General features: G+C 67.2%; 9 protein-coding genes. 4 read left to right on the forward strand and 5 right to left on the reverse strand.

Features of this window, described 5'->3' with window-relative positions; all coding sequences use genetic code 11:
• Positions 1–45: 45 nt before the first annotated feature.
• On the forward strand, positions 46–873 hold the full coding sequence (gene fdhD / locus VPH40_RS24865) for a formate dehydrogenase accessory sulfurtransferase FdhD (RefSeq protein WP_328574793.1): 828 nt from the start codon (positions 46–48) through the stop codon (positions 871–873).
• On the opposite strand, the gene VPH40_RS24870 is transcribed toward fdhD, so the two are convergent.
• Complete coding sequence (locus VPH40_RS24870) at positions 849–3,173, reverse strand: FdhF/YdeP family oxidoreductase (protein ID WP_328574794.1); 2,325 nt, start codon at positions 3,171–3,173, stop codon at positions 849–851. The genes fdhD and VPH40_RS24870 overlap by 25 nt on opposite strands.
• 145 nt (positions 3,174–3,318) lie before the next feature.
• Between VPH40_RS24870 and VPH40_RS24875 the strand changes: the two genes are divergently transcribed.
• Positions 3,319–4,080, forward strand: a complete 762-nt coding sequence (locus VPH40_RS24875; RefSeq protein WP_099664512.1) for a GNAT family N-acetyltransferase — start codon at positions 3,319–3,321, stop codon at positions 4,078–4,080.
• On the opposite strand, the gene VPH40_RS24880 is transcribed toward VPH40_RS24875, so the two are convergent.
• The 3 genes from VPH40_RS24880 to VPH40_RS24890 all read right to left on the reverse strand — a co-directional run bounded on the left by VPH40_RS24880 (position 4,013) and on the right by VPH40_RS24890 (position 10,898).
• Entirely contained in the window at positions 4,013–9,475 is a 5,463-nt protein-coding gene (locus VPH40_RS24880) for a CHAT domain-containing protein (RefSeq protein ID WP_328574795.1), read from the reverse strand. The genes VPH40_RS24875 and VPH40_RS24880 overlap by 68 nt on opposite strands.
• Before the next feature lie 261 nt (positions 9,476–9,736).
• Entirely contained in the window at positions 9,737–10,024 is a 288-nt protein-coding gene (locus VPH40_RS24885) for a hypothetical protein (RefSeq protein ID WP_034786045.1), read from the reverse strand.
• A 181-nt stretch (positions 10,025–10,205) separates the two neighbouring features.
• Positions 10,206–10,898, reverse strand: a complete 693-nt coding sequence (locus VPH40_RS24890; RefSeq protein ID WP_034757401.1) for an ABC transporter ATP-binding protein — start codon at positions 10,896–10,898, stop codon at positions 10,206–10,208.
• Between the two features lie 322 nt (positions 10,899–11,220).
• Here VPH40_RS24890 and egtD point away from each other — a divergent pair, with 322 nt between their 5' ends.
• A complete protein-coding gene (gene egtD / locus VPH40_RS24895; RefSeq protein WP_251351217.1) occupies positions 11,221–12,213 on the forward strand; it encodes an L-histidine N(alpha)-methyltransferase in 993 nt (330 codons plus the stop codon).
• 9 nt (positions 12,214–12,222) lie between these two features.
• Positions 12,223–13,464 (forward strand): ergothioneine biosynthesis protein EgtB, encoded by a 1,242-nt coding sequence (gene egtB, locus VPH40_RS24900; protein WP_328574796.1) that lies wholly within the window; start codon positions 12,223–12,225, stop codon positions 13,462–13,464.
• A 5-nt stretch (positions 13,465–13,469) separates the two neighbouring features.
• On the opposite strand, the gene VPH40_RS24905 is transcribed toward egtB, so the two are convergent.
• The gene (locus VPH40_RS24905; protein WP_328574797.1) at positions 13,470–15,071 is read right to left on the reverse strand and encodes a methyl-accepting chemotaxis protein; all 1,602 of its coding nucleotides are present in this window, start codon (positions 15,069–15,071) and stop codon (positions 13,470–13,472) included.
• Between the last annotated feature and the right edge of the window lie 100 nt (positions 15,072–15,171).

Here is a 15,171-nt window from a genome sequence, read left to right on the forward strand (position 1 = left end):
TGCCTGTCCATTCTGGTTTACCATGGGGCCTGTGATAGTTCCCCCATGGTTGCCATGTCAGAAGATACAGATATCGAACGCGCCGGCTTCGTCGAGCGCGCCATCGTCCGCCACCAGGCGGGCGTCTCTACCCCAGCCATCGACCACGTCGCCGAGGAAGTCCCCGTCGCGCTGGTCTTCAATGGCATTTCCCACGTCGTCATGATGGCCACCCCGCGCGACCTGGAAGCGTTTGCCTACGGCTTCGCGCTGACGGAAGGCGTGGTCGCTTCCGCCGGCGCCATCTTCGATTGCGAAGTGTTCCTGCGTCCCGACTCCGCCGAAGTGGCTTTGAGCATCGCCCAGGAGGATTTCGTGCGCCTGAAGGACCGGCGGCGCCAGTTGACGGGCCGCACGGGCTGCGGCGTGTGCGGCATCGACAGCATCGAGATGCTGGACTTGCAGCCGCAGGCGCTGCCGCCGGCCCTGATCCATGTCGACCTGCCGGCCGCCCTGGCGCGTGCCTCCGCCGGCTTGCGCGCGCACCAGGCGCTGATGCGCGAAACGGGCGGCGTGCATGCGGCCGCGTGGTGCACGCCCGATGGCGATATCGTGCACGTCTTCGAGGATGTCGGCCGCCACAATGGCCTGGATAAACTGATCGGCCATTTGGCACTGAGCGGGGCGGATATGCGGCGCGGCTTCGTCTTCCTGTCCAGCCGCGGCAGCTACGAGCTGGCGCGCAAGGCGGCGCGCATGCAGATTCCGCTGCTGGCGACGATTTCCGCCCCCAGCTCGCTGGCCATTTCCATCGCCACGCAGGCGGGCATGAAGCTGGTGGGTTTCTGCCGCCAGGATGCGTACGTCGATTACACGCCCGGTATCACCTTGTAGCTTCCGCTGCGCTCCAGCAAAACTGGCACGGACTTCGACGTGGGCGTGCCGGCGCCGTCCGCCGTGCTGGCCAGCGGCACCAGCGCATTCGTTTCCGGATAATACGCGCCCAGGCAGCCGCGCGGGATGTCGTAGGCGACGAGACGGAAGCCGTCGGCGCGGCGCGCCACGCCATCGTCCCAGGCGCCGATCAGGTCCACCAGCTCGCCATCGGCAAAGCCCAGCATGGCGATATCTTCCGCGTTGGCGAAGACCACCTTGCGCGTGCCGTACACGCCGCGGTAGCGGTCATCCATGCCGTAGATGGTGGTGTTGTACTGGTCGTGCGAGCGGGTGCTCATCAAGACCATCAGGCGCTCGCCATGGCGCTGTTTCGCGTGGTGCAGCGGCGTATCGAGGTCCAGCGGAGCGACGAGGAAGCTGGCCTTGCCGCTGGCCGTCTTCCACACGCGCTCGCGCGACGCCACCGTCAGGTGAAAGCCGCCCGGTTGCGCCACCCTGGCGTTGTAGTCGTGGAAATCGTCGAACACCTTTTCGATGTCGTCGCGGATGCGCGCATAGTCGGCCGCATAGGCGCGCCAGTCCACCAGACTGCTCCCCACCGTCGCTTCGGCCATGCCGGCCACGATGGCCACTTCCGAGCGCAGCTGCGGCGAAGCGGGCGCATTGCGGCCGTACGAGATATGCACCATGCTCATCGAGTCTTCCACCGTCACGCCCTGCGCCACGCCGCCCTGCAAGTCGATTTCCGTACGTCCCAAGGTGGGCAGCAGCAAGGCTTCCTTGCCGATGACCAGGTGGCTGCGATTGAGCTTGGTGGCCACCTGGACCGTCAGCGCGCACTGGCGCAGGGCGGCAAAGGTCAGCGGCGTGTCCGGCGTGGCGGCGGCGAAATTGCCGCCCAGCGCGATGAATACCTTGACGTCGCCGCGCTGCATGGCTTCGATGGTGGCCACCACGTCGTGGCCATGCGCGCGCGGCGGCTCGAATCCATACACCTGGCCCAGGCGGTCGAGGAAGGCCTTGGTCGGCTTTTCCTCGATGCCCACCGTGCGGTCGCCTTGCACGTTCGAGTGGCCGCGCACGGGGCACAGGCCGGCGCCCGGCTTGCCGATCTGCCCGCGCAACATCATCAGGTTCGACAGCATGCGGATGGCCGCGACACTGTGCTTGTGCTGCGTCAAGCCCATGCCCCAGGTGACGATGATGCGCTGGCCCTTGACGAAGATGTCCGTCAATGCCTCGATCTGCGCGCGCGCCACGCCCGATTCCCGCTCCAGCAGTTCCCAGCTTTCTGCGCGCAGGTCGTCGCAAAACGCCTCGAAGCCGCTGCAGTGTTCAGCGATGAAGGCGTGGTCGATGACGGCGGGCGCGCCCGCCGCCTGCGCTGCGTCGTCATGCTCGACGACGCGCTTGGCGACGGCCTTGATCAGGGCGAAGTCGCCGCCCAGGGTCGGCTGGACGAACAGGCCGGCCAGGCGCGTGCTGCCCAGGGTTGCCATTTCCAGCGCGCTTTGCGGGTCCATGAAGCGCTGCAAGCCCCGCTCGCGCAGGGGATTGATGGAAACGATGCTGCCGCCGCGGCGCGCGCAGTCGCGCAATTCGCCCAGCATGCGCGGGTGGTTGGTGGCGGGATTCTGGCCGAAGATGAGGATGGTGTCGGCCAGCTCGAAGTCGGCCAGGGTCACCGTGCCCTTGCCGATGCCCACGGTGGCCGGCAAGCCGCGGCTGGTCGCCTCGTGGCACATGTTGGAGCAGTCGGGGAAGTTGTTGGTGCCGTACAGGCGCGCCATCAGCTGGTACAGGAAGGCCGCTTCGTTGCTGGCGCGGCCCGACGTATAGAACGCGGCCTGGTTCGGGTCGGGCAGGGCGCGCAGGTGGCGCCCCACGAGGGCGCAGGCGTCATCCCAGGCGATCGGCACGTAGCGGTCGCTGGCGGCGTCGTACACCATCGGCTCCGTCAGGCGGCCATGCTGTTCTAGCGCGTAGTCCGACTGTGCCAGCAGCTGCGTGACGGTATGGCTGGCGAACAGTTCCGGGCCGGCGCGGCGGCTGGTCGCTTCGGCGGCGACCGCCTTGGCGCCGTTTTCGCAAAAGGCAAACGTGGAAGCGTGGTCGCGGTCGGGCCAGGCGCAGCCGGGGCAATCGAAGCCGTCCGGCTGGTTTTGCGCCAGCAGCGCCTTCAGGTTGCCGGGCGCGACGCGCTCCTGGCGCAGGCTGATGGCCACGTGTTTCAAGGCGTCCCAGCCGGCGGCCGGCCTGGTGTAGGGCGTGATGTGCGGTGCGTCCTGGTCTTTCATGGGCTCTTTCGGCTGGGCGAGTGTGGTAATTATGCACGATCCCCGGATGACATTGACTTGCGTCATGGAAATGACATTCGGCTGTCATTTTCCTGACATATTAGACAAGTACGCTGGAGTCGTCTTGATCACAGGGGATGAAACCATGCAGAACATAGTCGCATCAAACGAAGCCAAGGCCCGGCCGGTCCAACTGGTGCTGAGCCAGGCCACGACCGCGGCGGAATTGCGCGAAGTCCAGCGTTTGCGTTACAAGGTGTTTATCGAGACCATGGGCTTGACATCGCTGGCCAACGCCGATGGCCTCGACAGCGACGAATTCGACGCGCACTGCGATCATCTGATCGTGCGCGACGCCGATACCCTGAAAGTGGTGGGCACCTACCGCGTGCTGAGCGCGGCAAAGGCAGCCAAGATCGGCCGCCTGTATTCGGAAAACGAGTTCGACCTGAGCCGCCTGAAGAACCTGCGAGGACGCATGGTCGAAGCGGGCCGCGCCTGCATTCACCCGAAATACCGGGGCGGCAGCGTGATCATGCTGCTGTGGTCCGGCCTGGCCGAGTACATGCGCCGCGAGCGTTGCGACTACCTGGTCGGCTGCGCCAGCATCAGCCTGGCCGATGGCGGTCATAACGCCGTCGCCGTGTACCAGGCGCTGGCCGAAAAGCACATGGCTCCAAGCGAATACCGCGTCACGCCGCACCTGCCTTTCCCCATCCACCAGGTGGAAGCGGCGCACAAGCCGCAGGTGCCGCCGCTGATCAAGGGCTATCTGCGTTCGGGCGCCTGGATTTGCGGCGAACCGGCGTGGGACCCTGATTTCGAAAGCGCCGACATGTTCATGATGATGCCGCTGGCGAATCTGGACGAGCGCTATGCGCGCCATTATGGCGTGGTGCCTGGCTAAGAGCGGGAAGCGAGGACTGCAACTGGCTGGCCAGCGTCTGCACGGCGCTGCGCAAGCCGCTCTCCGCGCCGTCGGGTGGCAGCAGTTCGAGCAGGAAGCGCAGCGGCGCCGTGATCGCCTCGGGTTCGCCGATGCTGCCGTGGCGCCGCACGGCGTCGTGGTACAGGGCCAGGACGGCGGCGCGCGCGGACGCGTCGAAAGGCCGGCCGTCCGGCGCCTGCCACAGGGCCGCCAGCAGGGCGGCGCGCACGGGGGCGCCGGCGTCGATGGCGCGGTGTTCGTCCGCGTGGCGCTGGCGCGCATAGGCGATGGCGTCGTGCAGCAGGTCGCCCAGCTGCGGATCGAGCGCGCGCCAGGCGCCGCTGTCGCCATGGGCTTTCAACAGCAGGGCGCCCGCCAGTACCTGGAAAATCAGGTCGCAATCGGCCACGCCGCTGCGCCGCCGCGCTTCTTCCAGCGCGGCCAGGCAGGCATCCGTCATGGCGCGCAGGGCCGGCGCGCCGGAGCTTCCAGCGCGGCAGGCCAGGCGCGCCTGCAAGGCCCAGTAGCGGCCCAGCAGGGCCAGGCGCTGCGCCGTGGGCGCCAGCGCCACCAGCAGGTCGATATGCTGTTTTCCATCCTGTAGCAACTGCCGTCCCTGCGCCAGATCGGGCACGGCCGGCACCTCGATGCCGGCGCCCGCATCGAGGCCGCACAGGGCCGCGCCCTGGCGTATTTCCAGTTCCGCCCAGTGCGCCAGCGCGCGCAAGCCCACCTTGCCGTCGGCCGCGCTGTGCGCCGCCCGGTAGTGTTCGATGGCGCGCAGGGTGTTCTCCAGGCCACCGAGGCCGGCCCGCGTGGCGGCCATGTTTTCGCGGATGTCGGCGCAGCCGAAGAAGCGGGCGCGCACGGCTTCCTCGATGCTGCCCAGCTTTTCCTCGATGGCCGCGCGGCGCGCCGCATCGGCGCCCGCCAGGCGCGCGTGCAGGGTTTCCAGGTCGGCCAGCAGGTGGCCGTGGTAGTGGTAGTCGGGCGCTTGCCAGGGCCGGCTCTGCGTGTTCGGGAAGCGGTAGCGGTCGTCGCCATATGCCTGGTAGGCACCCCAGGTGTTTGAGGCCGGGAACTGCAGGTACGCCGCCTCGCGCGCCAGGCGCACGGCGTCGCCGAAATATTCGCCGCTCAGCATGGCGTGATAAAAGCTGTGCGCGAAGATGCTGGCCGCCTGGTCGTCGATGCGCCAGCCGGCCGCGATCACCGCCTGCGAACCCATTTCAATGAAGGCCGTGGCCAGGCTGGCGGCCAGTTTCGACCACGGCGCGATGGCGTCCGGGCGCATGTCGCCCAGGTGGCAGCAATTGATGAAGACGAATTGCGGCACGCGCTTCAATTTGCCCACCTGCGCCGCCGTCAGCCGCGTCTTCGGCCCCAGCACCAGGCCCGTATGGGCGATGCCGGGGCCGGCCACTTCGCCATGGCCGGCCAGGTGGATGGCGAAATAGCGCTCGTCGAACAGATGCACCAGCACGCGCTGCGCCTGCGGGCGCAGCAGCTCGCGCACCTGGTAGCCGTACGCGCCGAACATGCGCGCCACGTCCTGCGCCTCGGCCTGCGCGGCGGGCAGCTCGGGCAGGCCGGAATCGGTGTCGCCGATCACCAGCACGCTGTTGCTGGGCGGGCTGACGGCCGATGGCTGCTCGCGCAGGCTGGCCAGCTGGCGCACCATGCCGATGCGCGTCGACAGCGGGCTTTCCTCGCTGCCCGCCTCGTCGCGCATCAGCTCCCACGGATAGATGGCGGCGCTCTGATCGACGGCCAGGATCAGGCCGCGCATCTCGGGGATGGCCGCCTTCAGGCCATTGGGCAGCATCAGTTCATACAGCGCGCGCGACAGGCCCGGCTGGTCGGTGGTGTTGTCGGTGGCGTCCATGATCAGGCCATCGACGGCTTGCCGCTGGTTCGGCTCTTCGTCGACGCTGTTGTGGGCGCGGTCCGTCAGCACGGTGAAGCGCAGGGCGCCGGAGAGGTCGGCGGCGACGATCTGTACGCGGCGCCAGCCATTGTCGCCGCTCAGGCTGGGCAAGATGCGCCGGTAGCCGCCGGGGCTGTGGCGGATGCGCTGCTCGAACGTGAAGCTGCCCTGGTAGCGCGCCTCGGCCATGATCTGCTCGATGGCCATGGCGGCGGCGATGGCGCGCGCCTCGGACTGTTCGTAGATGGCGATATGGCCGATGCGGCAAGCCATGCCCGCGTCTTCCAGGCGCCGGTTGGCGCTGCGCGCACCGTCGAGCAGGGCCCGCGCGCACAGGGCGATGCTCAAGCCGCCATAGCCGGAACCGGACAGCAGGCTGGCCACGCGCAAGCCGTGCTCGCCCATCGGCGGCGCGGCCGCATGGCCGGCGGCGCGCACCTGCAGGCAGACGCACGCGTATTCGAGCAGGCCGCCGGCAAAGGCGCGCGCCAGTTCGCCCGGCGTCAGCTCGCCCAGCGCGCCCAGTCCGATGACGATGGCGCCGCCGGGCCGGCGCGCCGCATCGGGCTGCAGCACCACCAGGGCGGAGTCGGGGCGCTGCGGAAAGCGTCCCAGCGCGTGGATTTCCTGCAGCTTGCCCGCCAGCAGGCGGTCGAGAAAACTCATGCTGCCGCGCAGCGATTCGGCGGCGTAGCAGCCGCTCATGACGGGCGCGTCGGCCGAGGCCATGCTGCCGTGGATGATGGATAGGCTCAGCTGCGGCGCGCGGCTCTCCGGCGCGATGGCGGGGCCGGCGGCGCCGAGGGCGGCGTCGAGCAATTCCTGCGGCTGCGGGTACAGCGGCGTGGCGTCGGGGGCGTACGGATGGAAGCGGGGCGGGGCGCCGCCAGGCGCGTGCGGCGGGTGCCGCGGCAGGGCTGCGGCCTGGCCGCTGACGAGCAGTTGCGCGATGGCCGGGTAGTATTCCTTTTGCAGCAGCAGGTCGCCATGCGCCACCGGCAGGTAGCAGGCCGCCACGCCGTCCGGCACCGCGCCTTGCCAGGCCGTGCGGCCATCGCCGTCCGGCGACCAGGCTGTCTCGATGCCGCCGTCGCGCAGGCGCAGCGCCACCGGCGTGTCGGCGCAGCCGGCCAGGTAGCTGCAATGGCGGGCGTCGGGCGGTGCCGCTTCCAGCAGGGCCACGGTGGCGCGCGCCGCGGCCAGCGCCTGGGTCTCGGGCGCCTGCCAGCCGCCGGGCAGGCCCGCCTGCGCGTCGCCGGCGGCCAGCTGCGCCCACGCGCCGGCGTCGAAATAATCGATGCCGCCCGGCTGCGGCCACGGCAGCATGTCCAGCACGCCGGGAAAGGCGCGCACGAAGCCGAGAAACTGGCGCCGCGTGTGCTTCCAGCCTATCCAGCACGCCAGCATCTGCACCAGCCGGTCGCGCCCCAGCAGCACTTGCACCATCGCCTGCGTGCCGCGGTTGGCCGTGCCCACCTGCAGCAGGCGGCTGCCGGGCAGGGCGCCGAAGCGCTGCCAGCGGTCTTTCAGGGCCAGGCGCGCCACCAGCCCGCCCATGCCGTGGGCAACGATGCGCAGCGGCTGGCCGCGCTGTTCGGCGTCGCGCATGGCCTCGTCGAGCACGGGCAGGAAGGCGTTGCCGGAGTGCTGCAGCGACAAGCGCCAGTCATAGGCAAAGGGCCGCACTTCCTGGCTTTGCGCGAGAAAGCGGGCAAACGGTTCATAGCAGGATTCGACCCAGCCGGCGCTGACGATGTGCGGCTGGCCCACGGCCAGGCGTTCGATGCGCCCTTCGACCAGGTTGACGGGGTCGAACCAGATGCGGTTGCTGCCCACTTGCAGGTGGCTGCCCATGATGTCGGGCAGCAGCAGTACGATGGGCGCGTGCGCGCGCCGCTTCGGCACTTCGCCGCCGCGCGCCAGCGGGCCGTGCTCGATGCCGGGCAGCGGCAGGTAGGCGGTCTCGTCGCCGGTGAGCGCCTGCACGGCGGCCAGGCCGGACGGCGCGCGCTCGAAATAGTTGAGGTGGTGCGCGTGCGGCCCGCGCAGCAGCAGTTGCCGCACGGGCGTGCTGCGCGTGGCGCCGCCGGCCATCGAGGCGCAATTGACCACCAGGTCGTTCTGCCCGCCATACAGCTGGTCGTCGAGGCAGTCGCCCAGCCAGCCCAGCAGGCTATCGCCGCTGCACGCGCCGGCCAGCACATGCAGCGGGCTGGCCACGCGCACGTCGGGCGCGTTGAGCAGCGCCACCAGGGGCGAGTCGGGCATCATCGCTTCCAGGCCCGGCAGGATGCGCGCGTCGCAGCGCTGCTGCACCACGGCCAGCAGGAAAGCCATGGCGCTATCGGGCAGGCCGCCGTGGAGCAGCAGGTTGAACATCGCGCTGGCCCAGCGGTCGAGGCGGCCCGACATCAAGGTGGTGCCGCGCGCCGGGCAAGCCACGCGCACGAAGCGGGCGATGCGGATGGCGCGCGTCTTCAGCTCCATGCTCAAGTCGCGCAGGCGCGCCGCATCCCCGTCGTAGCCGCCGCGTCCGCCCAGCCGCGCCTGCGCCGTGAAGTGGTCGATATCGTGGCTGTTGAACGCTTCGCCGCCCACCGTGTTTTCGCTCAGCCGCTCCAGGCCGTCGCCTGCCAGGTCGACGGCGCCGCGGCTGTCGATGCGCTGCGCCCGCGCCAGCAATTCGCCCAGCAGGCCGCCGCGCGAATGGCTCAGCAGGTGCAGCACGGCGCCGTGCGGCAACTGGCGCACGAGGGCCAGCGCGTTCTCGATGGGGCTGTCGCTGAGGCTGCGGTGCTCATAGCCATAGATGCGGTTGCCGTACTGCGCCGCCAGTTGCGGCGCCAGGCCGTTGCGCCACAGGCCGGCAAAGCTGCGCTGGGTCGACGAAGCCGTGCCGTGCAACAACAGCAGCAGCGGTTCCGGCCCGACGGGCAGGCTGGCGACGGCCGTCATGCTGCCCGCCTCTATGCCGCAGCGGTACAGGCCCAGGCGTTGTTCCAGCTGGCGGTCCTGGAAGGCGCCCGCTGCCGCCAGCGCCGTCATGGCGGCGCCGCCGCAGCGGTACACGCGCACGGCGCGCAGCATCCACGCGCCCAGGCCGTCGCGGCTGGCGCCCGGCGGCGGGCGCGCCGCCTGCGGGCGCAAGGCCAGTCCCACTTCGAGGCTGGCTGGCGCGCCGTCGCGCGCCAGCGTGGCCGGCCCCAGGTAGCGTGGCAGGTCCAGGCTGCCGGCGAGCAGCGAACTGCCGTCGCACAGCAGCAGTTGCACGACGTCGTCCGGGCCGATATCGAGGGCGATGCGGCAACTGCCGATGCCGCGCGCGCCGGACAGCACGTGGGTCTGGCTATGCCAGCCGGGCGCGGCGGGGCAGTCGCCGGCGCTGGCGAGGGGATCGCGCGTGAGCGTCAGGCGCAGCACGGGCGGCGCAAGGGGATCGCTGGACATGCGGTTGGGATCGCTGGTTAAAAGCTGACCTTGATGCCTGCGCGGACCATGCGTGTTGTGTCAGATCAAGTTTGAGTGGAAATGCAGGGGAGAAGCTGGGAGGGCGCTGGAAGGCAGAGAAACGGTCAGCATGGTTTGGGCTGGGTCTCTTCGCTATCGTGTCCGGATGCGGTGCGGTGAACGAACTACGCGAATTGTATGGCAAAAGTTCATGGCGCCGGGAACCTGGGTGCCTGGCATGGCATTACAACAGCGGTTATATCAATGGACTGGCGTGGCGGACAGTTCCTTCAGTTCGCGGATGGTGATGTCCGATTTTTCATGCATGCGCAATAAAATCGTTGCACCGACCGACAGTTTGCCGTGACGAATCTTGCTGATGATGGGAGGCTGCACTTCCAGTACACGGCACAGTTCCGCATCATTTTTCAGGTTCATCTTCTCGATCAGGGTGTCGAGCAGCTTGTTGGGCACAAAACTCGATGGTTCGAGCGCACGCGCCCGGTTCATCGCTTCAATCATTTCCAGCTTCTTTTGCCGAACGTTCATTTACTCCTCCTTCAGGTTATGCAAGGGACGAGACCACTTTGGGTGGTCCCGGCTATAGTTCGTCATCGCAGTACGGCTGTCTGGGTGACGTAGTACAACATTCGCGTTAAAACATTGATAACCAGGCAAGTGTTTTCAATAATACTACGATAACAAAACTTGTGACAGATGGTCAGTTAAATTAACTGATTGTTTGATCAATTTGGTTGACGATTGTTGTATTTTGTAGTCCGCTTTTGGTCAATATCATGGTTCTGTCCGCCATTTCGGCGGCGGCCAGCGAATGCGTGACCATGATCGCGCAACTGCCGTTGGCCTTGATTTCGGCGCGCAGCAATTGCAGGATGCTGTGCGCCGTGTCCGGGTCGAGGTTGCCGGTAGGCTCGTCGGCCAGTACCAGCGCCGGCTTGTGCACGAGCGCGCGGGCAATGGCCACGCGCTGCATTTCACCGCCGGACAATTGCTGCGGAAAGTCGCCGCCGCGTCCGCCCAGGCCGACCGCCTCGAGCATGCTGGCGGCACGCTCCTGGGGCAGTCCGTTGAGCAGCAGCGGCAGGGCCACGTTTTGCAGCAGGGTCAGGTGCGGCAAGACGTGGAAAGCCTGGAAAATAAAGCCCATGCGGGCGCGACGCAGCCGGGTGGCGGCGGCGTCATCGAGGCTGGACATGGCAATGCCGTCCACCAGGATAGGGTGCGCTTCGGCACCCGCGTCGGGCGTATCGAGGCCGGCGATCAGGTTCAGCAAGGTCGACTTGCCCACGCCCGAGTCGCCCATGATGGCGATGAATTCCCCTGCCTTGAAACGGCAGGAAATGTTGGCCAGCACGGGACGGGCATTGGCATAGGACTTCGACAGATGGCGCAATTCGAGCATGGTGTTAACGGCTATCGTAAAGGGAGGCACGCGGGGGAGAGGGGGGCCTGGGAACTGCAAAGGGGCGCGGATTGTTTGGCCGGCAATGTGTAGTATACGACAGGCTTATGCTTTTTGCTTGGCAATACCACTTTTGCGTGCACGCCGCCGATATGGACCCTAAGTTACCTGCCGCACGGCTGGCTTGCGCGGATTCCGTTATGATGGAAAAAAGTCATCGGCAAGGCGCCCGCCAAGCAACACGGCAGGGGCGGCGCGCCCGGTGGCCGACCGTGCAAGCCTTTCGTGAAACTAGTGAACCTAACATTGACGACGCCAGCCCATGACCATGCCACTTGCGCAACAGCAGTCCGATTTCCGCCCCGCCAGCCACGCCGCCGCGGCCAGCGCCACTCCTGCCACGATAGCCGAGATCAGCAGCGGTCTGCTGGCGCGCCAGGCCTGGACCTCGCCCAAGTACCTGTACGACGCGCTCGGTTCGAAACTGTTCGAAGCCATCTGCGCCTTGCCCGAGTACTATCCGACGCGCACGGAAGCGGCCATCTTCGCCCGCCACGGCGCCGAGATCGCGCATGCCGTGGGGCCGGGCAGCACCCTGATCGACCTGGGCGCGGGTAATTGCGCCAAGGCCGCCAGCCTGTTCCCCCTGCTGCACCCGGCCCAGTACGTGGCCGTGGATATTTCCTACGATTTCCTCAGCGAATCGCTGAGCCGGCTGCAGCAGCGCTTTCCGCACATCGAGATGACGGGCCTGGGCCTGGATTTTTCCAGCCGCCTGGACTTGCCCGACAGCGTGCGCGAGGCGCGGCGCCTGTTCTTCTATCCCGGCTCGTCGATCGGCAATTTTGCCCCAGAGCAAGCGACCGCCTTCCTGCGCCGCCTGCGCGCGAATGCGGATGGCGATGGCGGCCTGCTGATCGGTGTCGACCTGATCAAGGACGACGCCATCCTCGACGCCGCCTATGACGATGCGCTGGGCGTCACGGCCGCCTTCAACCTGAACATGCTGCGCCACGTGAACGGGCTGATCGGCGCCGATTTCGACGTGCGCGCGTGGCAGCACCACGGCTTTTTCAATGCCGACGAGCGCCGCGTCGAAATGCACCTGGAAGCGCGCAGCGAACAAGTTGTCCATTGGAAAGGTGGCCAGCGGCGCTTCGCGAAAGGCGAGCGCATCCATACGGAAGACAGCTACAAATACACGCGCGCCACTTTCGTCGGCTTGCTGGAGCAGGCAGGATTTTCCACCGTGCAAGTCTGGACGGACCCGCAGCAGTGGTTTGCCGTCATTTACGCACGCGTGATTCGCGACTAAAAGGCGACGATGCTGATCGATCATTACCATCAAGTGCGCCAGCATTCTCTGCGGCTGGCCGAACCCCTGTCCGACGAGGATTGCGGCGCGCAATCGATGCCGGATGCCAGTCCCGTGAAGTGGCACCTCGCGCATACCACCTGGTTTTTCGAAACGTTTATCCTGGAAAGCATGGAAGCGGCGTTCGCGCCTTTCCACCCGGCCTTCCGCGTGCTGTTCAATTCGTATTACAACGGCGTGGGCGAGAAGCACCCGCGCGCCCAGCGGGGCTTGCTGACACGCCCCGGCATGGAGGTCGTGCGCGCCTACCGGGCCAATGTCGATGCGCGCATCGCGCGCCTGCTGGCGGGCGAACTGGCGCGCGACGAGCGCGAACGGCTGACCATGCTGCTGGCGCTGGGGCTCGAGCACGAGCAGCAGCACCAGGAGTTGCTGTTGACGGATGTCAAGCACCTGCTGGCGCAGAGCGCCCTGTTTCCCGCCTACCTGGAGCGCGGGGACAGCGGGCTTGCGCCAGCGCAAGAACACGCGCAGCCCACGGCCTGGCTCTCCTTCGACGGCGGCCTGGCGCAGATCGGGCATGCGGGCGACGGCTTTTGCTTCGACAATGAATTGCCGCGCCATCCGCAATACGTGGCGCCCTTTGAACTGGCCAGCGCGCTGGTGACGAATGGCGACTATCTCGCCTTCATCGAGGCGGGCGGCTACCGCACGGCGCACCTGTGGCTGGCTGAAGGCTGGGACTGGGTGCGCAGCCAGCAACTGGCGTGTCCGCTGTACTGGCAGCGCGATGACGCCGGCCGCTGGCAGGAATTCACCTTGTTCGGCTTGCGGCCGCTCGATCTCCAGGCGCCGGTCACGCATGTATCGCTGTTCGAGGCGGACGCCTATGCGCACTGGGCTGGCGCGCGCCTGCCGACGGAAGCGGAGTGGGAAGTGGCGGCGCAAGGCGTCGCCGTGGAAACGGGCCAGCTGCACCCGGCCGCCGGTGCGCCGGGCGCAGGCTTGCGGCAAATGTTCGGCCACTGCTGGCAGTGGACCAGCAGCAGCTACGCGCCGTATCCGGGCTACCGCACGGCGCCCGGGGCGCTCGGCGAATACAACGGCAAGTTCATGCTGAACCAGTATGTGTTGCGCGGTTCGTCGTGCGCCACGCCGGCCGGCCATGCGCGCGCCAGCTACCGCAATTTCTTCCCGGCCGGTGCGCGCTGGCAATTTTCCGGCATCCGCCTGGCGCGCCAGGTGGAATAAGCGGCTTAGTGCAGGCGCGGAACGGACGGGGCAGGGCGGCCTGGCGCCTGGCCTCCAGCGCTCTGTTCCAGCTTGAACTGGCTGACGAGGGTTTCCAGGTCGCCCGCCTGTTCATGCATGGCCGCCGCCGCCGCGGCCGCTTCCTCGACCAGGGCCGCGTTTTGCTGCGTCGTCTGATCCATCTGCATGATGGCGGCATTGATTTGCTCGATGCCTTCGCTTTGCTCGTGGTTGGCGACGCTGATTTCACCGACGATGGCGCTGACCCGGCCCACGCTGGCCACCACTTCATCCATCGTCGCGCCCGCCTGGCTGACCAGCTGCGCGCCCTGGTCGACCCGGCTGACGGAGTCGGCAATGAGTTCCTTGATTTCCTTGGCGGCCGCTGCCGAGCGCTGCGCCAGGTTGCGCACTTCGGAAGCCACGACGGCGAAGCCCCGTCCCTGTTCGCCGGCCCGTGCCGCCTCGACGGCCGCGTTCAGGGCCAGGATATTCGTCTGGAAGGCGATGCCGTCGATGACGGCGATGATGTCGACGATCTTGCGCGACGAGGCATTGATGGCGTCCATGGTGCCGATCACTTCCGCCATGGCCGAGCCGCCGCGCTGCGCGATGGCCGATGCCGAGCGGGCCAGGCTGTCGGCCTGGCGCGCATTGTCGCTGTTGCTGCGCACGGTACCCGTCATCTCGATCATCGAGGAGGCCGTCTCTTCCAGCGCGCTCGCCTGCGCTTCCGTGCGGGCCGACAGGTCGGCATTGCCGCTGGCAATCTGGCTCGACGCCACGGCGATCGTGCCCGTACCGCCGCGCACCTGGCCCACCAGGGTGGCCAGGTTGGTGTTCATGTCGCGCAGCGCCTGCAGCAGCTGGCCCGCTTCATCCTTGCCGTCGGCCACGATTTTACTGCTCAGGTCGCCTCCGGCCACGGCTTGCGCCACGCGCAAGGCATACGCAATCGGCGTGGTGATCGAGCGCGTGACCCACCAGGCAAAGAGCACGCCCAGCAGCAGGGCGGCCGTGCCCAGGCTGGCCATCAGCACATTGGCGGCGGAAATGTTCTGCTTGATTTGCTGGCCGCCATGCACGACCACGCCGCGCTGGATTTCATTCAGGTGGTTGACCGTCTTTTGCAACTGGTTCAGGGCGGGCAGGGTGTCGTCGCGCACGTGCACGGCCGCTTCCGCCCGCTGTCCGGCCACCAGCAGCTTGTCGGCCTGGCTGAACGACACGACATAGGCCTTGCGCTGCTGCTTCAGGGTGGCCAACAGTTCCTTGCCTTCAGGCAGCACGATCAGGCGGTCGAGCACGACCAGCGCATCGGTGATGGTGGCCTTGTTGGCGTCGATTTCGCCGTGGATGGCGTTGGCGCGGGCCGGATCTTCATGGATGAACAGTTCCAGCACCAGTGCCGCGTTCGAACGCGTGGTACTGCGGATGGTGGCGATGGCGTCGGCCTTGGCCCAGTCTTTCTCGATGATGGCTTCGCTGAGCGCACCGATCTTATCCAGGCGCAGCAGGCCCGTGCCCACCAGCACTGCCATCAGCAGCAGCACCACGCCAAAACCGGCACCCAGGCGCACGCCTATCTTCATATCCGTTAATTTCATACTGATTCCCTCGGTAGCTAATGATCTGTCTCCGGTGGTCTTGTTATGAAACAATTATAGGCGGGTGATACCTGATTTGCACTACTAATTGCCCTATAGA

This window comes from Janthinobacterium sp. P210005, from assembly GCF_036231865.1.
Taxonomy (GTDB): Bacteria; Pseudomonadota; Gammaproteobacteria; order Burkholderiales; family Burkholderiaceae_D; genus Janthinobacterium; species Janthinobacterium kumbetense.

Bases quoted from the DNA above. Each gene is read 5' to 3' on its own strand.
- VPH40_RS24875 (WP_099664512.1), top strand. From the start codon at position 3,319: ATGCAGAACATAGTCGCATCAAACGAAGCCAAGGCCCGGCCGGTCCAA.
- egtB (WP_328574796.1), top strand. From the start codon at position 12,223: ATGCTGATCGATCATTACCATCAAGTGCGCCAGCATTCTCTGCGGCTG.
- VPH40_RS24890 (WP_034757401.1), bottom strand. From the start codon at position 10,898: ATGCTCGAATTGCGCCATCTGTCGAAGTCCTATGCCAATGCCCGTCCC.
- VPH40_RS24870 (WP_328574794.1), bottom strand. From the start codon at position 3,173: ATGAAAGACCAGGACGCACCGCACATCACGCCCTACACCAGGCCGGCC.
- fdhD (WP_328574793.1), top strand. From the start codon at position 46: ATGGTTGCCATGTCAGAAGATACAGATATCGAACGCGCCGGCTTCGTC.
- VPH40_RS24885 (WP_034786045.1), bottom strand. From the start codon at position 10,024: ATGAACGTTCGGCAAAAGAAGCTGGAAATGATTGAAGCGATGAACCGG.
- VPH40_RS24880 (WP_328574795.1), bottom strand. From the start codon at position 9,475: ATGTCCAGCGATCCCCTTGCGCCGCCCGTGCTGCGCCTGACGCTCACG.
- VPH40_RS24905 (WP_328574797.1), bottom strand. From the start codon at position 15,071: ATGAAATTAACGGATATGAAGATAGGCGTGCGCCTGGGTGCCGGTTTT.
- egtD (WP_251351217.1), top strand. From the start codon at position 11,221: ATGACCATGCCACTTGCGCAACAGCAGTCCGATTTCCGCCCCGCCAGC.